The 26,026-nt window shown below is 48.2% G+C and carries 18 protein-coding genes; 11 read left to right on the top strand and 7 right to left on the bottom strand.

All coding sequences use genetic code 11. The annotated features are described in order from the left end of the window. Window positions 1-112: 112 nt before the first annotated feature. The gene (locus IEY13_RS18530; RefSeq protein ID WP_188954872.1) at window positions 113-499 is read right to left on the bottom strand and encodes a DoxX family protein; all 387 of its coding nucleotides are present in this window, start codon (window positions 497-499) and stop codon (window positions 113-115) included. A 134-nt stretch (window positions 500-633) separates the two neighbouring features. Here IEY13_RS18530 and IEY13_RS18525 point away from each other — a divergent pair, with 134 nt between their 5' ends. The 3 genes from IEY13_RS18525 to IEY13_RS18515 all read left to right on the top strand — a co-directional run bounded on the left by IEY13_RS18525 (window position 634) and on the right by IEY13_RS18515 (window position 4,934). Next, window positions 634-1,740: a DUF8428 domain-containing protein gene (locus IEY13_RS18525; RefSeq protein ID WP_188954870.1), complete on the top strand. Its 1,107-nt coding sequence runs from the start codon at window positions 634-636 to the stop codon at window positions 1,738-1,740. Window positions 1,741-1,932: 192 nt separating this feature from the next. After that, entirely contained in the window at window positions 1,933-3,204 is a 1,272-nt protein-coding gene (locus tag IEY13_RS18520; RefSeq protein ID WP_188954868.1) for an aspartyl protease family protein, read from the top strand. Between the two features lie 71 nt (window positions 3,205-3,275). After that, window positions 3,276-4,934, top strand: coding sequence for a S8 family serine peptidase (locus tag IEY13_RS18515; protein WP_188954866.1), 1,659 nt, complete (start codon window positions 3,276-3,278; stop codon window positions 4,932-4,934). A 60-nt stretch (window positions 4,935-4,994) separates the two neighbouring features. On the opposite strand, the gene IEY13_RS18510 is transcribed toward IEY13_RS18515, so the two are convergent. Both IEY13_RS18510 and IEY13_RS18505 read right to left on the bottom strand, forming a co-directional pair. Next, window positions 4,995-7,253, bottom strand: a complete 2,259-nt coding sequence (locus IEY13_RS18510; RefSeq protein ID WP_188954864.1) for a sensor histidine kinase — start codon at window positions 7,251-7,253, stop codon at window positions 4,995-4,997. 123 nt (window positions 7,254-7,376) lie between these two features. Beyond that, complete coding sequence (locus IEY13_RS18505; protein WP_229687911.1) at window positions 7,377-8,075, bottom strand: phosphatase PAP2 family protein; 699 nt, start codon at window positions 8,073-8,075, stop codon at window positions 7,377-7,379. Between the two features lie 281 nt (window positions 8,076-8,356). Between IEY13_RS18505 and IEY13_RS18500 the strand changes: the two genes are divergently transcribed. From IEY13_RS18500 to purL, 4 genes are all read left to right on the top strand, one after another. Continuing rightward, window positions 8,357-9,763: an MBL fold metallo-hydrolase gene (locus tag IEY13_RS18500; RefSeq protein WP_188954862.1), complete on the top strand. Its 1,407-nt coding sequence runs from the start codon at window positions 8,357-8,359 to the stop codon at window positions 9,761-9,763. 121 nt (window positions 9,764-9,884) lie between these two features. Further along, complete coding sequence (locus IEY13_RS18495; RefSeq protein WP_188954860.1) at window positions 9,885-13,325, top strand: ATP-binding protein; 3,441 nt, start codon at window positions 9,885-9,887, stop codon at window positions 13,323-13,325. A gap of 12 nt (window positions 13,326-13,337) precedes the next feature. Continuing rightward, the gene (locus tag IEY13_RS18490; protein ID WP_188954858.1) at window positions 13,338-13,754 is read left to right on the top strand and encodes a response regulator; all 417 of its coding nucleotides are present in this window, start codon (window positions 13,338-13,340) and stop codon (window positions 13,752-13,754) included. 81 nt (window positions 13,755-13,835) lie between these two features. Beyond that, window positions 13,836-17,507, top strand: a complete 3,672-nt coding sequence (purL, locus tag IEY13_RS18485; RefSeq protein WP_188954856.1) for a phosphoribosylformylglycinamidine synthase — start codon at window positions 13,836-13,838, stop codon at window positions 17,505-17,507. Window positions 17,508-17,686: 179 nt separating this feature from the next. Here the strand turns inward: purL and IEY13_RS18480 are convergent, their stop codons facing one another. After that, window positions 17,687-18,238 (bottom strand): hypothetical protein, encoded by a 552-nt coding sequence (locus IEY13_RS18480; RefSeq protein ID WP_188954854.1) that lies wholly within the window; start codon window positions 18,236-18,238, stop codon window positions 17,687-17,689. Between the two features lie 272 nt (window positions 18,239-18,510). On the opposite strand from IEY13_RS18480, the gene IEY13_RS18475 reads away from it, so the two are divergent. Beyond that, entirely contained in the window at window positions 18,511-19,731 is a 1,221-nt protein-coding gene (locus IEY13_RS18475; RefSeq protein ID WP_188954852.1) for an MFS transporter, read from the top strand. Between the two features lie 27 nt (window positions 19,732-19,758). On the opposite strand, the gene IEY13_RS18470 is transcribed toward IEY13_RS18475, so the two are convergent. Next, entirely contained in the window at window positions 19,759-20,226 is a 468-nt protein-coding gene (locus IEY13_RS18470; protein ID WP_188954850.1) for a nuclear transport factor 2 family protein, read from the bottom strand. Window positions 20,227-20,362: 136 nt separating this feature from the next. On the opposite strand from IEY13_RS18470, the gene IEY13_RS18465 reads away from it, so the two are divergent. Both IEY13_RS18465 and IEY13_RS18460 read left to right on the top strand, forming a co-directional pair. Then, window positions 20,363-22,102, top strand: a complete 1,740-nt coding sequence (locus tag IEY13_RS18465) for a thiamine pyrophosphate-dependent enzyme (RefSeq protein WP_188954848.1) — start codon at window positions 20,363-20,365, stop codon at window positions 22,100-22,102. A 45-nt stretch (window positions 22,103-22,147) separates the two neighbouring features. After that, window positions 22,148-22,819, top strand: a complete 672-nt coding sequence (locus IEY13_RS18460; RefSeq protein WP_188954846.1) for a phosphatase PAP2 family protein — start codon at window positions 22,148-22,150, stop codon at window positions 22,817-22,819. Window positions 22,820-22,822: 3 nt separating this feature from the next. On the opposite strand, the gene IEY13_RS18455 is transcribed toward IEY13_RS18460, so the two are convergent. Further along, on the bottom strand, window positions 22,823-23,143 hold the full coding sequence (locus IEY13_RS18455; protein WP_188954844.1) for a hypothetical protein: 321 nt from the start codon (window positions 23,141-23,143) through the stop codon (window positions 22,823-22,825). Between the two features lie 107 nt (window positions 23,144-23,250). On the opposite strand from IEY13_RS18455, the gene IEY13_RS18450 reads away from it, so the two are divergent. Continuing rightward, window positions 23,251-23,724 (top strand): Dps family protein, encoded by a 474-nt coding sequence (locus IEY13_RS18450; protein ID WP_188954842.1) that lies wholly within the window; start codon window positions 23,251-23,253, stop codon window positions 23,722-23,724. 18 nt (window positions 23,725-23,742) lie between these two features. Here the strand turns inward: IEY13_RS18450 and IEY13_RS18445 are convergent, their stop codons facing one another. After that, entirely contained in the window at window positions 23,743-26,016 is a 2,274-nt protein-coding gene (locus IEY13_RS18445; protein ID WP_188954839.1) for a GAF domain-containing protein, read from the bottom strand. Window positions 26,017-26,026: the final 10 nt, after the last annotated feature.

The following is a 26,026-nucleotide window of genomic DNA, read 5'->3' as shown; positions in this document are numbered from 1 at the left end:
TTCGGGTGTAAAGTAAAGATACAGGAACAACCGGCACAAAGGTAAACCGGGCGAGGCTGGCAAATAGCAGGGTAAACTGTACGCCCCGGCCCGGTGAGTTTAATTGATGTAACTATTTGCGGGTGCTTTTTAAAGCCCATGCTATCAGCAGTGGCTGAAAAAACAACCGGGCAAAACGTTTTCGGTTGGTATTGAGCCCGAATGCATTACGATGGTGCGTGTACTGTGATATATTACCTGGAAAAACTGCGGTAAAAAACGCAGAAGCAATATTGCCGATTGTTTTTTTGTGTTTACCCTGTGCCAGCATTAGCGAGGCACCCAGCGTAATTTCCGCTACGCCAGACCATATTACGGTATCGTCTTTCTTTACCGGTACCCAGTCGGGCACCTGTGCCTGAAACTCTTTCCGCGCAAATGTAAGGTGGCTGATTCCTGCAAAAACCAGACTGGCGCCCAGCACAATCCGGGCGGCGTTACGGATGGTTTCTCTTTCCATAGGACTATTTTTACAGATAAGATGCAAATATTATTCCCGTGCCCCTGTATTTAAGGGGGATAAATAGGGCCGGTACAATAAAGCAGGGCCGTTATCTTTGATGACCACACTTTGTTAAGCTAGCAACAATAACTATGGTCAATCTGGATTTTAACTACGAAGAAGATGAACTGGAGCAACAGGAGCGACAGGAGGAGGAAGAAATTGAGGCGAAAAAGAAGAAAAAGCGCCCTGGAGGATTCTTTTTAATCGCTGCTATTGTGCTGCTGCTGGGCCTGTTAGGGCTGGGCGGTTGGGTTATTTATGATAAATCCAGAAAGCAATCTGAATGGATATCGCTGCAGATGTCGTTCGATTCTTCCCGTGCTTCGGCCAAAGAAGAATACAACACGGTATTGCAGAAAATGGACTCACTGAGTACCACCGGTCTCGATTTACAGAACGAACTGGAAAGCAAGAAGAAAGAAATTGAATCGCTGAACAGCGATATGGAGAAAATAGTGAAGGAAAAAGACCGCGATCTGAATGCTGCCAGACAGAAAATTCAGGAATTGCGTGCAAAAATTCAGGATCTGATGGAAGAAGTGGAATCACTGAAACGCCAGAACGAAGAACTGATTGCCCGCAAACAAGCCGGAGAAACCTTTCAGGTTATTAACGGGGATACTGTGGTGGTAAACACCCGTACGCTGCAATTTGCTGAAATGACTGGTAAGTCTGGTTACCCCACTACCACCAGCGAAGGTGCCCGCCCTTTACGTGTAACGGATATGCAGGTAGTACCGGTATCGCCCGATGGTGCTGAAAAAGCAGGTGGCCTGTCTAAATTTACCGCAGGTATTAAAGTTTCTTTTGTATTGGCGAAGGATGATGCTCAGTCTTCCGGTTCCCGTGAGTTGCAGCTTATTTTATCCGGCCCCAATGCAGGCAGCGCAGAAGCGAAAGCAGTGGCAAGTGCAAAAGAGCAGGGTAAAACTAAAGCGGACCCTAAAGCTACAGCTGCCACCGGAAAAATTGATCCTAACTCGGGGGTTACTGCAGGAAGTGGTATTCAGAAAGTATACACTGCTAAAGTAAATGCCAACTACGATAAGAAAAAAGGCACCAAAGTAGAATATACCTGGACGCCGCCCACCAAATTGAACGCAGGTGATTACAAAGTGGATGTACTGTGCCAGGGTAATAAAATAGGAGAAGGCAGAATGTTCCTGAAAAGAGGTACAAAAGCTTTTCCTTTTTAATGGATAACATGGATTTGTGTTAGTATTTTAAAAGAGAATGCCTGTACATAAGGCTGAAACGAATAAAAAAGGTCCGCAAGCGCGGGCCTTTTGCATTTTCAGTGCTGTTTTCCGGCGGATGAAGAACAAACTTTTCCGCTCCGCATGGGGTAATTTTCTGCGTTTATGTGTTATACAGGGTACAAACTGATTATGAAACTGAACTACACATGGGCCGCTGCACTGGGTATAGTACTATCCGGCACCGGTAAAATACAGGCACAACAGCAACATTTTACTGAAAAAACAGACAGTGTTTACCAGGCACTTGCGCAGCATAATACTGCCCTGATGCTGCCGCTGCTGGATGACAGCTGCCGTATTGGCAATTTGCCCAGAGGCATTAACGCGCGGTTAATACCCGCTATACTGGAAAAATTTCCTGCAGTAACAGGTTACCGTATACTAAAAGCAGAACCGGATAGCACCGGTACGCTGGTTTCGCTGGAATTACAATATCAGACAGGTAAGGCAGGTACCCCCAGCTATCATATTAACCGGCAGGGAAAAATTGACGAACTGAATATTATAAAGAATGCCACCATTGCCGGTGCGGCAAAGCCGGTTGCCTTGCGGCAGCTGGAAGCGCCGGATACGCTGTCGGTACCCTTTGATTTTCGCAACGGGTTAATTTACATAAAAGGTGCGGTGGACGGCCGGGAAGGCTGGTTTTTACTGGATACCGGATCGCCGGAAATGATATTGAACCGCCAGTATTTTACCGATTCGCTGCTGCCCATGCCTGCTGAAATGGGGTATACGGGTATTAATGGCCGCATGGAAGGCGTTAATATACGCCGCATGCGCAATTTACAGGTAGGGGCATTTACCCTGCGCAACTTTGCCGCTATGGTAATGCCAGAGCCGGAAGCAGATTACGAAGATGGGCTGCCTGTGCTGGGTTCTATTGGTTATAACACCATCCGCGATTTTGAAGTATGCTTTCGGATGCAGCAGCGGAACCTGTTGCTGATAAAAACAGATAGCCTGGGTAACTATACCGCTGCCAGCGTGCAGCAGCCACCGGTAAAGTACGCTGCGCCGTTTGAAATGCGCCGCCATATACCGGTAGTTATGATGAACATAGGGGAGCATGTGCTGAGAATGGGTATTGATTGTGGAGCAGCTAACAATGTACTGTTTACCAGTAAAAAAGCTTTGGCAGCACCCTGGATGGATCAGTGGGATGAAGTGAGTATGGTAGGCCAGGAGGGCACAAGCGTATGGGTGGATAGGGCGAACCTGAAACGGGCTGAAATTGGGCCGGTGGAGTTTGCCAATATGTTAACCCTGATAACGGATAACAACATGCAGTACGACGCAGCTACCGATAAAACGGCGCTGGACGGATTGTTGGGCACTGAATTTTTAAAGTGTTATAATACCAGTCTTAACTTTCGTAAAAAGCAGGTGTATTTCAGGTAACCGGTTTACCGGTGGTTTTTATCCCGTACCGTGACAAAAGTTGTACTGAGCCGTCTTAACATAGCTACATAATGTATACTACTATGTTTATACGGTTAAGCGCGGGGCTGATGAGCGGCCTGATAGCGTGTTGGGGTGGTGCGGTTGCTCAGCAAACTACGGTGCCGCAGAACTGGCATTTGCTGGATAAAGTGCATGATGGGGTGTGGGGCATTGGTATTAACAGCGCTTATACAACATTGCTGAAGGGTAAAACACCCCGCACAGTACTGGTAGCGGTAATTGATTCCGGTATAGATACCCTGCATGAAGATCTGCGGCCGGTATTATGGCATAACCCCGGCGAGCAGAATAATGGCCGGGATAATGATGGCAACGGATATAAAGGCGATGTGTTTGGCTGGAACTTTATAGGCGATACTGCTGATGTACACCATAACCTGATTCGTGATTCTGACGAGGGTACACGCTTTTATTATGCACACAAAAGCCGCTTTGCTAAGGTTACAGATGAACGGCAGCTGGCTGCAAAAGATAGAAAGCTGTATAGCGACTGGCTGAGAAGTGCCAGGGCATTGGCGCGGAATACAGAGGCGCAGCGGGCAGTAGATGAATTACAGTCTTACCTGCAAAACAGCTATCCACGTTGGGATACCCTGTTTCAGCACCTGCTGGCAATGGATACCTATACAGGTAAAGAGGTGGAGGCGTTTACAACGGATGACAGGATATTGAAAATGGAGCGTTTTTTCTATGCCCGTTTATTTGCCAAAGTAAAACCGGGCACCACCAATAAAACATTACCCCAGGCGTTGAAGCCGGTAATGGACAGCATGCAGCTGCTGGTAAAAATACCAGACACCCCACCGGCAGATTACCGGGCGGCAGTAGTTAAAGACGACTACTTTAATTTGAAAGACCGCTTTTATGGCAACAGTAATGTAATGGCAGAAAACATGCTGCACGGCACACATGCCTCGGGCATTATTGGCGCGGTGCGTAATAACGGCATAGGGGTAGATGGCATTGCTGATAACGTGCAGCTGATGATGGTGCGGGTTACGCCCGATGGCGATGAGCACGATAAAGATGTGGCGCTGGCCATACGGTATGCAGTAGACAATGGGGCGCAGATTATTAACATGAGTTTTGGCAAAGCCTGGTCTCCACAGCAGCAGTGGGTGGAAGAAGCCATTGAGTATGCCAGGCGTAAAGATGTACTGATAGTTAAGGCGGCAGGTAACAGCGGTATTAACCTGGATAGTTTACCTGATTACCCCACCAATCGTTACCGTAAAAGCCGGCGGTTAATACCCAATATGCTTACTGTAGGTGCCAGCGGCCCGCTGCGGGAAGAACTGGTTTCTCCTTTTTCTAATTACGGCCGCGAAACAGTAGATGTGTTTGCCCCCGGTATGCAGGTGTATTCTACCGTAGGGCTGCTGCGGGCCGGAACAATAGTGCATGAGTACCAGCCACGTAGCGGTACCAGTATGGCCGCACCGGTGGTAACCGGAATTGCGGCGGTACTAAAAGCCTATTACCCCCAATTGTCTGCCGTGCAGATAAAACAGCTGATTGAAGCCTCTGTAACCAAAGTGGAGGGCATGGTATACCAGCCACAAACCAACCGGCAGCTTATAACAATGGCAGCGTTATGCCGCACGGCAGGCATTGTAAACGCATACCGTGCGGTAGAGCTGGCTGAGGCATTTACACGGGGCCGCTAAAACCGTCACGTTTGCAGTGCAGCACGCTATGCCAGAACAGTTGTTGCGCTACTTTCTGTATCAGTTGCTAACCGGAAGTGTATGCGTAGTAGTAAAGCGCAGGCGGATAAACAAACCATTATCATTCAGTAATTCCAGTTCGCCACCCAGCTGGGCGCTCAACCCCTGCATCAGATTCATGCCCAGTGAATCGCTGGCGGCAGGGTCAAACCCTTCGGGTAAGCCAATACCATTATCCGCAATGGAAAGCAGGCAGTGTTCACCCGCTGTTTGCAGAGATATGGAAATGGTGCCGCGGCGGTTGCCGGGGAAGGCGTATTTAATGGCATTGCTTACTGCTTCGTTCAGTATCAGCCCCACGGGTACGGCCTGCACCACATCCAGCTCAACCGGTGCAATGTTCAGGGCAAATTCAATTTTCCGCTCAATGCTAAAGCAATGCTTCATGTAATCGGCCAGCTCGCGGAAATACCAGGGCATATTAATGGTGGTAAGGTTATCGGTCTGATACAGTTTCTGGTGTATCAGCGACATGGCGTGCATGCGGTGCTGACTGTTTTGTATAGCGGCAATGGCGGCTTCGTTATCCAGGTAAGCGCTCTGGCTGTTGAGCAGGCTTATAACAATCTGCAGGTTGTTTTTTACCCGGTGGTGAATCTCTTTCAGCAGCCACTCTTTTTCGCCCAGCAGCTTTTTCAGTTGTTCGTTCTGTTGGTGAATAGCGTGCTGCTGTTGTTTCAACTGGCCGTTTGCTTTTTGTTTAATGCGGTAAGCCTGGTACAAAGTGCCGCAAAACGCCAGCAGCAATATAACAGCGCCTATAATAATATGCCGTATGTTTCTTTCGCGTTGCAGGCTGGTTTGCTGCAGGGTATCCCGGTGTTGCAGCAGGGCTATGTCTTTGTCTTTCTTCTCTGTTTCAAACGCCAGCTGTAATTGCCCCATCTGCCGGGCCTTATCTATAGATAAGGCGGAATCTGATAAGGCTTTGTATTGCTGAAAATGTTCCAGTGCGGCAGCAATGTTACCGGCGGCTGAATCTGCTTTTGCCCACAACCGCTCTGCAATGGCGCTACGCTGTACAGATACCGGATATTCTTTTTTATGCTGGTCGAAGGCGGATAAAAAAGGGGCAGATGCGGCGTACTGTTTATTGGCCTGCAGGTAGGTAGCCAGCTGCAACCGTACAGATTGTTGTACCCTGGGGTGCAGGTTGCCATTATTATACAGGCTGTTGAGCTGTTCAAAATAAGGTTTGGCTTTTACCATGTTTTGCAGCGGTATCAGCGTTTTCAGGTACAGCATGGCAAAATAAGCCCTGTCGTTATCATCCGTAAGCGGCTGTATGCTTTCTGCCAGTTTAAGGGTATCTAATGCCTGCTGGTAGCGTTTGGTTTGTTTATAAATATCCGAAAGGTTAATCAGCAGGTTTTGAATGCCGGAACTGTCTTTCAGCTGACGCGCCAGTTTAAGGCCTTTGGTATAATATACTATGGCCAGGCTGTCAGCATACGTGTCTGCATAAAACACGCCCAGCCGGTTGTAAATGGCAATCATAAGGCTGCTGTTATCGCCCAGCTGTTCTGCTGTTTTAACGGCCATCAGGTTGTATTGCAGTGCTTTTACATACATATCCAGCTCGGAATATACTACGCCCATTAAAGCGTAAATGCCCTGTAACCGGTTGTAGTGCACACGCTGGTACAGCGCCAGCGATTGGGTAAGTACATCTATAGCAGTACTGTAATCTCTTTTTACATGATACAGATCGCCTATAAATTCTTTCAGCTGGGCCTGTTTCAGCGTCCGGTTCAGGCGGCCGTAAAGCGCTGCGCCCTGTTCGTAATACTTTATTTTTTCTGCAATTTCTTTATCGCTGTTGTCGTAAGCGGCCCCGTGCTCCAGAATAGCTTCGGCCTGGTCTTCCAGGGTGCCATACTGGCTCAGGTGCCTGAAAGCCTGTAGTGTGGTGCGCCGGGCTTCCTGCTGCTGCCCGGTTTCCCGCTGTGCCATAGCCTGTAGCAGCTGTGCCAGCCCTATGCCGCGCTGGTAGTTGTTTTTGCGGCTGGCATTGGCCAGATTGCCGGCGGTGCGCAAAGCGCTGTCTATATCAGCCGGTGCGCTGCCGTTTTTATCAATAAAAAAGCGTCCGGTGCGCATGAGATCCGACACCAGGCCGGTATCAAATTCGCCTTTCAGCAGCCGGGCTTCCAGCTGTGCAAGTGTGGCCGGGGTTTGGGCGTGCAGGGGAGTAAAAGCCGGATATAACAGAAGTAACAGAATGCACGGAAGGAAGAGGTAGTAACAGCTTTTTCTCATGAGAATACCGGATAAAAGCCGCAAGGTAACGTAAACAGGGTACAAACAGGCACTGAAAAGCGCTGAAACCGGTTTCGGATACCATAGATTCAGTAGTTATGACAAACGCCGCGCGTGGGTTTACTACAGGCCTGCGTTGCCCGCATAAGGAGATTGGGATGGTTTTTTAACGAGAAGCTTTACTACCCGTGGGTACAGAAAATAAGCTGCCTGGGTAGACAATATGCCCACACCCGCGCCTGCAATTACATCGCTTAACCAATGCCGGTTGTTATACATTCTCAGGTAACCGGTGGTGGCAGCTGCGGCATAACCGGCTATACCATACCAGGGCGATACATCTTTGTATTCCATACGCATAAACTCGGCGTTGGCAAAGGCGGTAGCCGTATGGCCGGAAGGGAAGGAGAGGTTGTTGGATTTATCGGGCCTTGGCTCCTGTACCGCTCTCTTTACCACATGGGTAACACCCCCCTGGATAAGATTGGATAAGCCAAACAGAAAAGTGCGGTCTATAATGCGGTGTTTGCCTTTTATACCCGTAAGGTTTAAGGCGTATACGGCTACGGCTGGTGACCATTGCAGGTAATCATCTATATGTATTTTTTTTTCGGGATGATCTACCGCTACACGTTCATGTACCTCTGTATTCCAGTTTTCCAGTACGGAGGTGTGCAGGGCAGCTACGCCGTAGGCAACCATGGCGGTGGGAATGATGAGGGGGCGCAGCGGCGAAGGAAAGCTGGTATCCTTTTGTTGCTGGGCGCACACAGAAGTACACAGTAGCAGGGATGCTACGATCAGTCGGATGGTTGTATACATATTGTAAACTTACCAATCTATTCTGTAGATAATCTTAATTTCCGATTAAACCATACAGGCAATCGGTTAAAAAAAGCGCGGTAAAATGCGGGTGTGTTTAATGGGTTGTTAATCAGTTTTTTATATGGATTGCTGCCTTTTATGGGCGGGTTTTATCTGTATTTTTCCGCTTGCTGTTACGGCAGCTTTTAAAGAATCTTCTTAAATGTAACAAATGTCACAATCAGGAAATAAATAATATGTCACATTTGCATTGTTAATCACAGTAGAAAAGAACGCTTATGAAAGTTGAACAGATTTATACGGGTTGCCTGGCACAGGGTGCATATTATATTCAGAGTGGCAATGAAGCCGCTATTATTGATCCTTTGCGTGAGACAAAACCTTATGTAGAGAAGGCGAAGGCGAACGGTGCTACTATTAAATATATATTCGAAACCCATTTTCACGCAGATTTCGTTTCTGGTCACGTTGATCTGGCAAAGGCTACCGGTGCATCTATTGTATACGGCCCTTCTGCAAAGCCTTCTTTCGAAGCGCATATTGGTAAAGACAACGAAGTGTTTAAAGTAGGTGATGTAACTATCACGCTTATTCATACACCAGGCCATACCCTGGAATCATCCTGCTATCTGTTATCTGATGCCAGCGGTAAAAACGTAGCGCTGTTTTCGGGCGATACCCTGTTTATAGGCGATGTTGGCCGTCCTGATCTGGCACAGCAGTTTGTAGGCAAGAGCAAAGAGGAACTGGCTGGTATGATGTTCCATTCATTGCGCGACCGTATTATGCACCTGGCTGATGATGTGGTGGTATACCCTGCACATGGCGCCGGTAGTGCCTGCGGTAAAAACATGAGTAAAGAAACTTCCGATACTTTAGGCCATCAGAAGCAAACCAACTACGCGTTGCGTGCTGATATGACAGAAGAGGAATTTGTAAAAGAAGTTACTACCGGTTTACTGCCCCCGCCTGCTTATTTTCCTACCAACGTAATGATGAACCAGCAGGGGTATGATAATATTGAAGAGGTGGTAAAACACGGTACCCGTGCGCTGGATGCAGTTGCATTTGAGGCGGTTGCCAATGAAACCGGTGCTTTACTGCTGGATACCCGCAAACCGCAGGTGTTTGCCAAAGGATTTATACCCAATTCTATTAATATTGGTATTGACGGCAACTTTGCCCCCTGGGTAGGTGCGCTGATTACCGACCACAAACACCCTATTCTGCTGATTACCGATGAAGGCCGTGCAGAAGAAGTGGTAACACGCCTGGCCCGTGTAGGGTACGACAATGCTATTGGCTACCTGGAAGGTGGTGTGGAAGCATGGGCTGCTGCGGGTAAAGAAACAGACAGCATTGTTAGTATCAGCGCAGATGAACTGCATGATGCTTATACTGCTTCGGACATTGATATTCTGGACGTGCGTAAGCCGGGTGAATTTAACTCGGGCCACATTGATACCGCTAAAACATTGCCACTGGATTTTCTGAATGATACCATGGACCAGGTAGATGCTTCTAAAACCTACTACGTGCATTGCGCAGGTGGTTACCGTTCTATGATATTTATTTCTATTCTGAAAGCCAGAGGTTATAATAATCTGATTGATGTAAACGGTGGTATGGGGGCTATTAAAACTACCGGTAAGTTTAACCTTACCGAGCCTGCACCGGTTGCTTAATTTGTTTTTCCCGAGTACAAAGAATACATACCCATGATGAGGGGCCTGGCAACAGGCTCCTCTTTTTTTGCAATAACGGCATGCGTATTGAGTATAAGTGTTTTGGGGTATTTTTAACAACATGTCTGACAAAACGCTTACTGAAACAATGCCGGTACCGGAATTTCTTGCAGGAGGAGGTGAATTAGGACAGAGGATAAGGGAAATTGACTGGTCAGCCACATCACTGGGGCCTGTGCACACCTGGCCACACAGCCTGCGTACCTGTATACGTATTATGCTTACTTCCCGCCAGCCTATCTGGATTGGCTGGGGTAAAGAGTTGATAAAATTCTACAACGATCCTTATAAAGCCATTGTGGGCGGCAAACATCCGCAGGCGCTGGGTAAACCCGCCTCTGTGGTGTGGAAAGATATCTGGAAAGATATTGACCCTATGCTGAAGCAGGTAATGGAGAAGGATGAGGGCATTTATACCGAATCGCAGTTGCTGATTATGGAGCGGAATGGTTATGCCGAAGAAACCTATTACACCTTCTCTTATACACCCATACCGGGCGATAACGGTGGCACGGAAGGTATGATCTGTTATAACACCGATGATACCGACAAGGTAATCAGCGGCAGGCAGCTGCGCACCCTTACCACCCTGGGCAAACGGCTGAACGATTGCCGCAGCAATAGTGATATAGCAGCTAAGACTATTGAAACCCTGGCCGAAAACACGCACGATTTTCCGTTTGCCCTGTTTTACGAGGCGGAAGGGGATGTTTTCCGGCTTTCTCATCATACACAACTGGGTGCAGCGCAACAGCAGGTGCCTGCCATTTTCAACCTGACAGATAAGGGACTTTTTGCTGAAAAGGTAAAAAAAGCGGCAGAAGAAAGGCAATGGCAGGTGCAGGAACAGCTGAAGACAGTTATAGGAGAAATGCCATCGGGCGCATGGGCCGTAGCACCCGACAAAATGATGGTACTGCCCTTGCAACAGGCCACCTCTAAGGGTTTATACGGCGCGCTGGTTATAGGTGTAAACCCGTACCGGCTGCTGGATGAAAAATATGCAGGCTTTTTTTCGCTGCTCAGCGACCAGATAGCTACCAGTTTTGCCAACGTACACTCCCTGGAAGAAGAACGGAAAAGGGCAGAAGCACTGGCGGAGATAGACCGGGCAAAAACCACTTTCTTTTCCAATATCAGCCACGAATTCCGTACCCCGCTTACCTTATTGCTGGGGCCGGTAGAAGAGGCGTTGCAGGATGACAGCCTTTCGGAAGAAAACCGCTTTCGTATGGAAGTGGCTTACCGGAATGCCCTGCGGATGCAGAAGCTGGTAAACACCCTGCTGGATTTTTCGCGTATTGAAGCAGGGCGGCTGGAAGGGCAGTTTGAGCAGGTGAATATTGTTTCGTTTACAGAAGACCTGGTAAGTACTTTCCGTTCTGCCATTGAAAAGGCGGGTATGGAACTGCGGATTACAGCCGGGGAAATTACCGCACCGGTGTATGCTGACAGGGATATGTGGGAGAAGATTATGCTGAACCTGGTATCCAATGCCTTTAAGTATACCCACCAGGGCGTAATAGATATTAGTATAGTACAGCTACATAATGCCGTTACCGTAGCGGTAAGCGATACGGGTATTGGTATTCCGGAAGAGCAGCAGGGCCGCATATTCGACCGCTTTCACCGGGTGGAAAACACAGGGGGCCGCAGCCAGGAAGGCTCTGGCATTGGCCTGGCTATGGTTAAAGAGCTGGTGAAACTGCACCACGGTGTTATTGCAGTAAGCAGTACGCCGGGGCAGGGCAGTACTTTTTCGGTTACCATACCTGTGGGTAGCGCACATTTACCGCAGGACAGAATTGTAACCCCCGAACAGGTAAATACCACACCGGGTGCTGCTGCCTTTGTAGAAGAGGCGCTGAAGTGGCTGCCGCATACGGGCAATGCAGCACCACAGGGAGCACAGGAAACAGCGGACGTACAACCGTTGGTGGTGAATGGCACCAAACCATTGGTGCTGCTGGCAGATGATAATGCCGATATGCGGGATTATGTGTTGCGCTTGTTATCGCCCCAGTTTGGGGTAGTGACGGCGGTAGACGGGCGCGAAGCGTATCGCCTGGCGCTGGCACAAAAGCCGGCACTGGTGCTTACCGATATTATGATGCCGGGGCTGGATGGTTTTGGATTACTGAAAGCTTTGCGGCAACATCCGGATACCAGCCAGATACCGGTAGTGTTTCTGAGCGCACGTGCGGGCGAAGAAGCCAAGGTGGAAGGGCTGGATGCCGGTGCAGATGATTACCTGGTAAAGCCTTTTTCGGCCCGCGAGCTGACAGGCCGCATCAGTAATCTGATACGGGCGCAGCAGGTAAGGCTGGAAACGGAAAAACGCTTCCGCGACCTGGTAATGCAGGCACCGGTAAGTATTACGGTGCTGCGGGGACGGGAATTTATTGTGGAAGTGGCCAACGATAAATATCTGGAACTGGTAGGCAAAAAGCGGGAGCTTTTTGTGGGCAGGCCCCTGTGGGAAGGTTTGCCGGAAGTACGTACGCAGGGTTTTGATGAGCTGATGGCCGGGGTATTGCAAACCGGTGAAGCTTTTGAAGGCAGGGAGTATGAAGTGTACCTGCAGCGCAACGGGCGCAGAGAGCTGGTATATGTAAACTTTATATACTCGCCCCTGAAAGATTTTAACAACCGGGTAACCGGCATTATAGTGGTAGCCACCGATGTAACCTTTCAGGTACTGGCCCGCAAACGCATAGAGGAGCAATCTGTACTGCTGGAGCAGGAGGTAAAGAACCGTACCCGCGAACTGAATCTGCTGAACGGATCGCTACGGCAATCCAACGCCGATCTGCAGCAGTTTGCGCATGTAACCAGCCACGACCTGAAGGAGCCTGTGCGTAAGATTAAAACTTTCAGCGGCCGTTTGCAGGATGAGTATGGTGAGCTGCTGCCACAACGGGCGCATGAGTTTCTGGAAAAAGTAATGAATGCTACCGACCGTATTTATGCCATGATTGAAGGAGTGCTGAAATACAGTACCATGAATGCGGATGCGCAGACAGTTTCGGTAGTAAACCTTACGGAAACCATTGCGCATATAGAGGCTGACCTGGAAGTATACATTCAGCAGAAAAATGCCCGGATACAAAGAATACCCCTGCCGGCACTGGAAGGGGCACCCATTTTAATATACCAGTTGTTTTATAACCTGATTAATAACTCGCTCAAGTTTTCGGCAGAAGGCAGGCAGCCGGTAATAACCATCAGCAGTGAGGTAATGCGGGAAGAGGAGCAGGACTGGGTGCGTATAGAGGTGGCTGATAACGGAATTGGGTTTGACCAGGTGCATGCGGATAAAATATTTAATACTTTTGCAAGGCTTAACGCAAAGGATGAGTATGAGGGAACAGGGCTGGGGCTTGCACTTTGCAAAAAAATAGCAGAGCGGCACCATGGCACGCTTACAGCACATGGTACTAAAGGCGAAGGCGCTACATTTACTGTTCACCTGCCGTTAAGGCAACCCCACTCAAATATCTGATAAAAACGGAATATGGAATTTTTGCTGATTGATGATGATGCAGATGACAGGCAGTTGTTTAAAGAGGCCCTGGAAGCGGCCGACGCCTCTGTTGAATGCCGGGAAGCAGCCGGCGGGGAAGAAGCCTTTCATCAACTGGAGAAAGGGCAGGAACCCGATCTGATATTTCTGGATATTAACCTGCCGGTGATGAACGGCTGGGAGTTTCTGAAAAAGCTGAAGCAGCGCGATCAGTTGCGGGAAATTCCCGTGGTTATTTATTCCACCTCCTCGCACCAGCGCGATAAAGAAATTGCAGACAAACTGGGGGCCACCTGTTTTATTACCAAGCCCGATCAGTACCGGCAGATACGGCAGTTGCTGGCCAATATTGTGCAGCATCTGAAGCACCATACCATTGCCTCTCTGAGCCAGGCAATCGGCTGCTGAGTTCACATTTCCTTAATAATCTTACAAAATACTGGTTTCTAACTTTCTCAAGTGCCGCTTTTTGGTACCTTTGCGGCCAATATGAGCAGGATCTACTTCTTCGAAATCCCGTCCCGGGTTTATGCAGTACAAGTAAACCAGAGTCTTACCCCGTCAGATACCGAAAAATTATGCTGGTTATTCGGGGGCGCACAAGTTAAATCAGAAACCACTTTACCAGGATTTTATGTAGGCCCCAGGGCTGCCATGGTTACTCCGTGGAGTACCAATGCCGTGGAAATTACACAGAACATGGCTATAGAGGGTATTGTGCGTATTGAAGAGTTTGAGCCGGTACAGGCAGATGCCACCGGTTACGACCATATGCTGTTTCAGAAATACGATGCACTGGGGCAGGAACTGTTTACCATTAACATACAGCCTGAGCCGGTACAGGAAATAAGCGATATTGCTGCTTACAACCAGCAGGAAGGTTTATCGCTGAGTGCAGAAGAAGTAGCCTATCTGAACGGTTTAAGTGAAAAGCTGGGCCGCAAACTGAGTGATTCCGAAGTATTCGGTTTTTCGCAGGTAAACTCCGAACACTGCCGCCACAAAATATTCAACGGAACATTTGTAATTGACGGGGAAGCCCAGCCGGCTTCGCTGTTTAAAATGATCCGTAAAACCTCAGAAGAAAATCCAAACAGCATTGTTTCTGCCTATAAAGACAATGTGGCTTTTGTAAAGGGCCCTACCGTGCAGCAGTTTGCACCTAAACGCCCGGATGTGCCTGAGTATTATGAAGTTAAAGAGTTTGATTCTGTAATATCCATCAAAGCAGAAACCCACAACTTTCCTACTACCGTAGAGCCTTTTAACGGCGCAGCCACCGGCTCGGGTGGTGAAATACGCGACAGGCTGGCAGGCGGGCAAGGCTCGTTGCCATTGGCAGGTACGGCGGTGTATATGACCGCTTTATCGCGCCTGGAAGAAAACCGCGACTGGGAAAAAGGCATGGACGAAAGAAAATGGCTGTACCAGACGCCGATGGATATACTGATTAAAGCTTCTAACGGTGCTACGGATTTTGGTAACAAATTCGGACAGCCCCTGATTACCGGTTCTGTACTCACTTTTGAGCATGAAGAAGCAGGCCGCAAACTGGGCTTTGATAAAGTAATTATGCTGGCAGGTGGCGTGGGTTATGGTAAAGCTGACCAGGCTAAAAAACATACTCCGGACACCGGCGACCAGATTGTAATACTGGGGGGCGATAACTATCGTATTGGTATGGGCGGTGCAGCCGTATCCAGCGCTGATACCGGTGCCTTTGGTTCGGGCATTGAGCTGAATGCGATTCAGCGCTCTAACCCCGAAATGCAGAAGAGAGCAGCCAATACCGTAAGAGGTATGGTAGAAAGCGATCATAACACTATTATATCTATACACGACCATGGCGCGGGCGGACACCTGAATTGTTTATCTGAACTGGTAGAAGAGAAGGGCGGCCGTATTGAGCTGGACAAACTGCCGGTAGGCGATCCTACCCTGAGTGCCAAAGAAATCATTGGCAACGAATCGCAGGAGCGTATGGGCCTGGTGATTGGTAAGGAAAATATTGACCTGCTGAAGAAGATTGCTGACCGCGAACGCAGCCCTATGTATACCGTAGGTGAGGTAACCGGCGATCATCATTTTTCTTTTGTAAGCGAAAGCAAAGGCATTAAGCCTATTAACCTGGGCATGGGTGATATGTTTGGCAGCTCGCCCAAACTTACTATTGAAGATAAAACGGTAACCCGCCAGTATGCGCCGGTTACGTATGATACGGCAAAGCTGCAAACCTACCTGGAGCAACTGTTACAGCTGGAAGCGGTGGCCTGTAAAGACTGGCTGACCAACAAGGTGGACCGTTGCGTGGGTGGCCGTGTAGCCAAACAACAATGCGCCGGTCCGTTACAACTGCCTTTAAACAACTGCGGTGTAATGGCGCTGGACTTCCAGGGTAAACATGGTATTGCCACTTCGGTAGGGCATTCGCCTTTAACCGCCTTGATTGATGCAGGTGCCGGCAGCCGCAATGCTATTGCCGAAGCACTTACCAATATTGTATGGGCGCCTTTACAGGATGGTTTGAAAAGCGTATCGCTTTCTGCCAACTGGATGTGGGCCTGTAAAAATGAGGGCGAAGACGCCCGTTTATACCAGGCAGTAAAAGCCTGTTCTGAATTTGCCATTGCACTGGGCATTAACATTCCTACCGGTAAAGACTCGCTGAGCATGAAGCAGAAGTACCCCGGCAGCGAAGTAATTGCACCAGGTACCGTTATTATTTCTGCCGGTGGCCATTGCGATGATATTACAGCGGTGGTAGAACCGATACTGCAAAAGAACGGTGGCAGCATTTACTATATTAACCTGAGCGCAGACGGCTACAAATTAGGTGGCAGTTCCTTTGCACAGATACTGAATAAGATTGGTGATGCCGCACCGGATGCCAGAGATGCCGGTGTGCTGAAAAACGCGTTTAACGCATTACAGCAGCTGATAAAAGCCGGACATATACAGGCCGGACACGATATTGGCAGCGGCGGTTTAATTACCACCCTGTTGGAAATGTGTTTTGCTGACAGAAATCTGGGCGCGAATGTTGACCTGAGCGCACTGGGTAAAGAAGATATTATTGAGGTGCTGTTTGCGGAGAATGCCGGTGTGGTATTTCAGGCAGATGCGGCCGCAGAAGCCGTGTTACAGCAGGCGGGCGTAGCCTTCCATAAAATTGGTACTGTTACCGGTACTGCTACCCTGGCAGTAACCAAAGATGGCGCTACGCATGAATTTGCTATTGACACGCTGCGTGATGTGTGGTTTAAAACCAGCTACCTGCTGGATCAGCAGCAGAGCGGTAAAGTGAAAGCGAAAGAGCGTTTTGACAACTATAAAAACCACGTACTTACCTACCAGTTTCCTGCACAGTTCACGGGTAAAAAGCCGGTAATTGATGCTTCCAAACCACGCCCCAAAGCAGCCGTATTACGCGAGAAGGGCAGTAACTCTGAAAGAGAGCTGGCCAACGCTATGTTCCTGGCAGGTTTTGATGTAAAGGATGTACACATGACTGATCTGATTTCTGGCCGTGAAACGCTGGAAGATATTCAGTTTCTGGGTGCGGTAGGTGGCTTCTCTAACTCAGATGTACTGGGTAGCGCCAAAGGCTGGGCCGGTGCCTTCCTGTACAACGAAAAGGCAAGAGTAGCGCTGGAAAACTTCTTCAAACGTAACGATACGCTTTCTGTTGGTATTTGTAACGGTTGTCAGCTGTTTGTAGAACTGGGGCTGATTAACCCGGAACATACGGAAAAGCCGCGTATGCTGCATAACGACAGCCATAAGCACGAAAGCATTTTTACTTCGCTTACTATACAGGAAAACAACTCTGTAATGCTGAAGTCGCTGGCGGGCAGCACGCTGGGTGTATGGGTATCGCACGGTGAAGGCAAATTCAGCATGCCTTACGAAGAGAGCCAGTATAACATTGTGGCTAAGTATGGTTACGAAACTTACCCTGCCAACCCCAACGGTAGCAGCTTTAACACCGGTATCCTGTGCGATAGCACCGGCCGCCACCTGGTAACCATGCCGCATATTGAGCGTTCTGTTTTCCAATGGCATTGGGCTAATTACCCTGCCGGCCGTAAGGATGAGGTTTCGCCATGGGTAGAAGCGTTTGTGAATGCCAGAGAATGGGTTGAACAAGTAAACGCAGAATAAAGCGTTGTTGAAATAGCATAAGCCGGATGTTGCTAAGCAGCATCCGGCTTTTTAATGTGTTCTAAATAGGTAATAACCTCATCAATATTATTGGCACGCATTCGCTTACGGTAATTTCACTTAAGATAATTACTCATAGGCAAATAGCAAGTGTGCCGTACCGGGCGTTAACTGCTCCTTTAAATAAGGATAGCAGAATCTACCTGAACCAGCACTTTGTAGAAAGAGGTATACAATTGCTGTAACTCTGCCGGATCGGTAATGCCGCGCTGAATAGTAAACTCCAGTATTACCTGATAGTTTTCATTCTCGGTAACGCTGAGCAGATAATCATCCAGATTCTGATACAGTACACGAATGCTTTCGTCTTCAAACAGGCGTTTTACCTCTTCTTCATCATTGGTTTTAACAATCACCTTTTTGTCGAAGTCGGGATAGCCGATGGTAACATCCTGTATGCCAAACAGCTTTCCTATTTCGTACAGGAAATCCTGCGGATGAATAGCAAAACGGAAAGGAGTATCGTGCAGCACGGCGGTAAGCGTGGTAATTTCATAACCACTCTCAAAGCCGCCCCCCAGGTCAATATCCATATCCAGCTGGATACTCTTGTCTTCCTGGTGGATGGTTACATGATAATCAGTCAGTAACTCTTCAGCTGTGAGATCGGCTTTGATTTTTGCACAAACCTCGTCAATGCTCTCTCCTGTAATTAGTTTTTCGGTTTTCATATAATATGATTTAGGCTACTAATAATGACTCAACAAGTAAGCCAGGTACTTGTTGCCGGTAAAAGCATAATTATGAGATAATATTTACCCGCTTTTTTAGAAAAAAAGGTGACCTTTTCAGCATTTCTGACATGTATAGTCTGGCTGCCTCATTACAAACACGTGCCTGTATAAAGAACATCAGATCCAGTGAAACGCTGCTTATACATGTTATGAAATGAAACTGAAGTGGATAGCTGCTGCTGTGGATTGAATCTGTTTACCTTTGCCAGGTGTTTAAACAGATTGCGGATACCTACAAACGTTCTTTTTCCGGCCTGGGCCGTGAAAGCTGGTTATTGAGTGCAGTAATACTGATTAACCGCTGTGGTAACATGGCGGTACCTTTTATGAGCCTGTATGTTACGCAATCGTTAAAGCGCCCCACTGCTGATGCGGGATGGATTATTACTTTGTTTGGAGTGGGTGCGGTAGCGGGTTCGGCCTGTGGCGGGGTGTTTACAGATAAAGCAGGGTTCAGGCGGGTGCAGCTTTTTTCTTTATTGCTCAGCGGCAGTTTTTTTCTGCTCTTTTCTATAGTAAAAGATTTTACGTTACTGTGTGTACTGGCAGTGGTCATCAGCTTTTTTTCAGATGCTTTTCGCCCGGCCAATTTTACGGCGGTAGCGGCGTATGCCCGGCCGGGTACGGAAACACGATCTTATTCTTTAAACAGATTGGCCAGTAATATTGGGTGGGCGTTGGGTGCCAGCCTGGGTGGTATTATATCTTCTTTTAATTACCAGTTACTGTTTGTGGTAGATGGGGCCAGTAGCATTATTGCTGGTGCCTGTATCTGGTGGCTGCTGCCTTCTGTAAAAGCGATGGCTGAAAAAGCGAAAAAAGCAGGGCAGGTTGTGAGCGAAGCAGTACTAAAGCCATGGCAGGATAAAGTGTTTGTGTACTTTTTACTGGTAACGGCTGTGTTTGCTACTACGTTTTCCTTGTTGTTTCGTGTAGGCCCGCTGTACTTTAAAACAGTATGGAACATGAACGAATCTGTTATAGGGGTGCTGATGGGCATGAATGGCGTACTGATAGCCTTATTTGAAATGGTGGTGGTAAGCCACCTGGAAGGGCGCAGGCAGTCGCGCTCTTATATTGTAGCCGGAACCGCCGTTGTGGGAATGGCGTATCTGATGCTGTTATTACCCGCAAGCGTTGCGGTGGTGGCACTGGCTTTATCGGTGCTGTTTTTTACTGCTGGCGAAATGCTGGCGCTACCCTTTATCAACTCATTTGTTATTACCCGCAGCAATGCAGTTAACCGCGGCCAGTATGCGGCAGGCTATACCTTGTGCTGGTCTTTTGCTACGGTTGCTGCACCGGCAGGTGGTTTCTGGCTGGCGCAGCATACCAGCTTTCATACGCTATGGCTTACCTTATGTATACTGCTGCTGTTGTGTGCATTTGTATACAGACAGTTGTTTAATAAGCATCTATCCGGGCAATAACCCTGATAAGAAAGCGCTGACAGCGCGTTAATGCAAACTCACTATCCGGCTCAGCTGCCAGCGTGTGCCGTTTTGTTTCCAGATAACAATAAACTTGCCGGGGTGCGAAGGTGCATCCGGCTCCTGGTTGTTATGAAAACGGTGTGTGGCCATTTCTACAGCACCAAAACCTTTTATGGGGTATACTTCAATACTGCCGGGTTGCAGTTGGCGGGTAACCTTGCCGCAGATGTATTTACGGGTAGACTCCAGTATCTCTTTCTTAGAAGTCATCAACCCGCCTTTATCATGATAAAACTCAATACTATCTGCGTACATGGCTTCCTGCGTGGCCATATCGCAGGTGTTATAGGCATGGAAGAAAATACTGTCCTGCTGTACAATAGTGCGGTATAAAGCCGTATCGTCTGGTATATAAGGCGCAGCAGGTGGTGTTTGTGCTTTGGCAGCACCGGCTGCAAACAGGGTAATGCAAATGGCCAGTAACGGTTTCATATTGCGGTTGGTATTGATTAGTGAAAACAATGTACATACCCAAGATAAGCACTTGCGTATACTTTACCCGCCGAACTTTATGAACGGTGATTTGTAGATAGGAGAGATCTTATGTAAAAACCGTAAATGAGTAACTATGGCAACATCAGTATCGGAACAGCTGGTAAACATGCTGAGCGCTTCCGGAGTAGAAAGGATTTATGCAGTAACGGGCGATAGCCTGAATCATGTAAACGATGCCATACGGCGGGATGGTTCCATACAATGGATTCATGTGCGCCATGAAGAAACGGCGGCGTATGCAGCAGGTGCAGAAGCACAGCTGACCGGTAAGCTGGCCTGTTGCGCAGGCAGCTGCGGGCCGGGCCATGTGCATCTGATAAACGGCTTGTACGATGCGCACCGCTCCGGCGCACCTGTGCTGGCTATTGCCAGTACCATTGCCACGCAGGAGTTTGGATCGGAATACTTTCAGGAAACACAAACAGGAAAATTGTTTGATGATTGCAGCCATTATAACCAGGTGGCCACCACGCCTGGCCAGGTGCCGCGCATGTTACAGATGGCTATGCAGCATGCCGTAAGCCGTAAAGGCGTATCTGTATTGGGCCTGCCGGGCGATGTAACGGAGATGAAAGCGGCAGATAACATTACCACCAACACCGTATTTACTACCCGGGCCGGTATTGTACCGGATGTAAAAGAATTGCAGCAGCTGGCTGCTTTATTAAATGCAGCTTCTAAAATAACCATCTTCTGCGGTATTGGGGTGGAAGATGCGCATGCAGAAGTGGTAGCATTGGCGGAGTTGCTGAAAGCGCCGGTAGGCTATTCGTTCCGGGGTAAAATGGCCATTCAGCATAACAACCCCAACGAAGTGGGTATGACGGGTTTGCTGGGCCTGCCTTCTGCCTACCATGCCATGCACCATGCAGAGCTGATATTGCTGCTGGGTACAGACTTTCCTTACACCCCCTTTATACCGGAAGACCTGAAGATTGTACAGATAGAAGCAAAGGCCGAGCGGCTGGGGCGCAGGGCACAACTGAATCTGGGATTACAGGGTACGGTAAAAGAAACCCTTTTAGCGCTAAAGCCTTATCTGGAAGCGAAAACTGATGACAGCTTTTTACAGCAGGAACTGAAGGTGTATGCAGATGTGAAGCAGAAGTTGCTGACTTATGTAGAAGATTGGGGCAGTGAGCATAAGATACATCCGGAATATGTGGCGCATACCATTGACCGGCTGGCTACCAGCAATGCCATATTTACAGTAGATACCGGTATGACCTGTGTATGGGCTGCCCGTTACCTGCACGCAACGGGTACCCGCCATCTGCTGGGTTCATTTAATCATGGTTCTATGGCCAATGCTTTACCACAGGCCATTGGTGCAGCATTGTGCCAGCCACAACGCCAGGTAATTGCCTTGTGTGGCGATGGGGGTTTAAGTATGAGTACCGGCGACCTGGCTACTATTGTACAATACAAACTGCCGGTGAAAGTGATGGTGTTTAACAACCACTCGCTGGGTATGGTAAAACTGGAAATGCAGGTGGCAGGTTTGCCTGACTGGCAAACAGATATGGTAAACCCTGACTTTGCTATACTGGCCGGTGCCTATGGCATTCCCGCACTTACGGTAAATAAACCGGAGGATGTGGAAGCAGCTATACAGAAGGCTTTGCAAACGGATGGGCCGTTTTTGCTGAATATTATTACCGACCCCGCTGCACTGGCCATGCCGCCTAAAATTGATGCAAAACAGATAAAAGGAATGACCTTATCTATGGCGCGGTTGATGCTGCACGGACAGTTTGATGAGGTATGGGATACCATTACCTCCAACATCAAACATGCAAAAGAGTTATTATAAAACAAAAGCAGGTGGTATATTTATACTGAAGAAAGTACATTGTATATGACGGACACCGGAACAAAACGCGGCTGGCTGAGGCTATTATCGCTGGATATACTGATTGCGATGGTTTTTTGCCTGGCATCGTTGACTGTATTCGTGTTTGTGGCGAATGAAATTGTGCTGGAAAACCGGGATCTGTTTGACTCCCGCGCATTCCGCTTTTTTGAACAGCATACTACAGAAGCCAATACCCGCCTGGCAAGGAACATTACGTTCTTTGGCGGTGGGTATTGGCTTTTTCCTTTTTATCTGGTGATTATTGCGGTGCTATGGCTAAAGAGAAAAAGAAACTATGCCATTATAACCGCCGCCATAGCGTTAGCCAGTTTTCTGTTAACGGCTGTACTGAAAAATGTGTTTCAGCGTGAGCGCCCTTCCTTAGAACATCTGGATGTAGTTGGTGGCTATAGCTTCCCCAGCGGTCACTCTCTGGCCATTTTTACGTTTGCGGGTCTGATGATGTATCTGTTATGGCATACGGCACTGCCTGCTTTTGTGCGCTTATCAGGTTGTATAGTATTGTTTTTGTTTGCCTGCCTGGTAGGTGTTACCCGCATTTACTTACATGTGCATTATGCCAGTGATGTATTGGGCGGCTTTTGTGTTACGGGCATATGGTTGGGGGCCTGTTATATCTATTTCCACTGGGGTAATAAAAAGTGGCTGGTGTAGTAGTTACCATTTTTCATCATCGGGTATGTTGTCCGGGTTTTGCCGGTACTGGCTGCGTAGCTGTATCTTCTGTAGCTGGCGTTCTATAATCATATCAGCAATCAGTAACGCTGCATTTTCCTGTGGGTGTTGTTGCAGCATCAGCTTTATTTTCTTTTCGGGAATATCAATGCGGTACAACAGAAAATACAAACCATGCTGGTCATTTACAATCAGTTCACTAAGCAGGGCCGACAGGCGTTTGCGTACGTTTTCTTCACGGGTAAAGTCTACCCCTGTAAGCCGCGCCAGTTCCTGTTGTAAAAGGTGGTTTGCTGTTTCCATAACCGTTGCTGAAAGATAGATGAAAAGTACAAGAGTTACTATCATTTGTCAATTGCCACGCCAGGCGTAATGCAATAGTTTTGTTGTTATAAGCCTTGATACAGAACATGGAACTCGCAACTAAACCAAAGCAACAAACACTGGATAAAGTAAGCTGCATGCTTACAGCCCTGCTGGCTGAAGAGTTTTCGCTGTATTCCAAAACACGTATTGCACACTGGAATGTGGAGGGGTTTGATTTCTATTATAAACACACTTTTTTTGAAGACCAGTATAAGCAACTGGACGAGCTGGTAGAACGCGTGGCCGAGCGGCTGCGCGCCATAGGTGATTACACGCCTGCTACTGCTATGGAAATACTACAGCAGTCGCAATGCAACCGTGCACAGGGTTGTGGTAACGATGGCAGAAGTCTGGTAAAGGAACTGCTGTACCATCAGGAAGAACTGATTGAGCATTTGAGGTATTACCTGAAAGCACTGGAAGATGAATTGTACCAATTGGGTGGAAGAGATTTTATAGCGGATTTATTAGATGCACATGAGAAAATGGCCTGGATGTTAAGGGCGCATTTAAAATAGGGGTATATACATGACTTTTTACGCCGGAAAATACACCTTAAACACACTTCCTTCCCCTTCGCAACTACTGGCCGTAATAAACCCTTCGTGGTTATCCATAATCTTTTTACAGATAGCCAACCCAATGCCTACGTTGGTATAGTCCTGTGTTCTGTTGAGTATCTGAAAAATGCGGAAGATGGTTTCGGTGAAACGGTTGTCGAAACCGGTGCCGTTGTCTGCAAAGGAGAACGTATGATAGGTAAGCGCGGTACTGCCGTTGGCTTTGTGCGGCGGTGCGGGGTTTTGACGGTAGTCTATTACCAGTTGTGGTGCTACCGCGGGTTTGCGGAATTTAAGTGCGTTGGATATAAGGTGTGTAAAAAGTTGTTCTGCCTGGCGGGGTATTACATACAGGGCTGGCAGGTTTTCCGGTAAAATAATAGTAGCGTTTGTTTCTGCTATCTGCCCGGTAAACTTATCTATGGTTTGCTGTAATAATTGCTGAACAGAAATGGTGTCGCGTACTTCGCCACTGCTGCGCATGTCTGCAAAGGATAACATACTATCCAGCAACAACTGAATGCGGTGGGCAGAGTTTTGAATGCGCAACAGAGAATCTTTATACACTTCCAGTGAGGTTTCTCCATAGAAGGTACGGGAGGCAAATACCTGTATTTTACGCAAAGGCTCTTTTAAGTCGTGCGCGCTTATCCAGTTAAAATTTTCCAGCTCTGCATTGGCGGCCTGTAATTGTATAGTCAACCGGCGGTAGCGTTCTTCTTCCTGCCTTATGCGCAGCAGATATACCTGCTTTTGCAGGTTGTAAGCCAGCTGGGCCGCTGCATCCCGCTCCGGCCTGGTCCATTCCATGCTCTGGTTTTTCACTTCTTCCTTCCACAACTCAAAAGATTTGCGGGGGGAGAGGCGGGCGCCGTTGGAATCCATTACAATGCCTTTGCTGGGGTTGCCTGCCCAGTTGATGGCCTTTACCATTTCGGGCCGGAACCAGATAACGTAACTATCTGCCTGGGCGGATAATTCGTGATAGATAATACCCGCAGCAGCATGACTCAGATGCTGTGCTGCCGGATAGGCTTCAATCAGTCTGTCGGTACTATACCGGCCCTGGGGGGCATGTATTTTTAGCCAGGTGGCCAGTTGTTGAATAGCCGCTTCGTCCGGCACCAGGCCGCCTGTATACAGGTGATTGCCGTGCTGAATAGCAATGCCACCGGCGTTAATGCAGGTGTATAAATCAGGATTGTGATGTTGGTGAAGTATAAAATTCTCATCGGCCGAGAGGGCTTCCAGCAGTTGCTGCATGCAGTCGTTGATTTCCTTAGACTGCTCGTATTGATCTGCCAGTTCGCGCACCTTTATCTGTGAGGTAAAAAAGTACCCCTGCAACAGGGCTGACAGTCGTGTAAAATGCGGAATGTTCAGCGGTGAGTAATGGTGACAGGCTATCATACCCCACAAGCGCCCATCCTGTATCAGCGAAATAGTAAGGGTGGCTTTTACACCCATATTTTTCAGGTACTCAATATGTATAGGCGATACGCTACGCAATACAGAATAACTGAGATCGAGCGAGGCATGTGTGGCGTCTGTGGCACGCGTTAAGATTGGTACGGGTGTATAATCTACATCCGCAATCATCCGTAGCATGTTTTTAAGATATAGTTCTCTGGCCTGCGCCGGAATATCGGTATGCGGATAGTTGTGCCCCAGCAGCGGCAACAGGTCGTCCCGCTTGCTTTCGGCAAATACTTCTCCGTTATAATCTTTATCAAACCGGTAAATCATTACCCGGTCGTACCCGGTAATGGTGCGGGTTTCAGCTGCAATGCTGTGCGATAACTGCCGCAGGTTTTCTGCGTTTTGCAGGTAGGTAACCAGCTTCTGCGTTTGGCGGTACAGATCGGGCAGGGCCAGGCTGCCATCCGGAAACGGCTCAAACTCCAGAACAATAACGTCACCGGATAGATGCGGCTGTGTATTGTATTGAATATGGTTGATGGTAAATACCAGCGGCTGACTTTGATCGTACCGGGGATTGTTTACAAAAGCCTGTAGTTGTGCGGCGGCGGCTGACGAAAAAACTTCCTCAAAACCTTTGCCCAGCATAGCTTCGGGCGTGTGGCCGGTAAAACGTTCAGTATTGGCGCTACAGTAAGTAATTTGAAGAGCGGTGCTATGTACACCTAATAAAAAACCGTGTTCCTGAATACAACCGGGTATGTGTATGGGCTCACTCTCACAATTCTGTAAATTGATATTATCCCGGTTTACAATATCTCTGATATTCATGCCCTCGCGT

It is taken from the genome of Filimonas zeae (genome assembly GCF_014641615.1).
Taxonomy (GTDB): domain Bacteria; phylum Bacteroidota; class Bacteroidia; order Chitinophagales; family Chitinophagaceae; genus Filimonas; species Filimonas zeae.
This window is presented reverse-complemented; position numbering and strand designations above follow the sequence as displayed.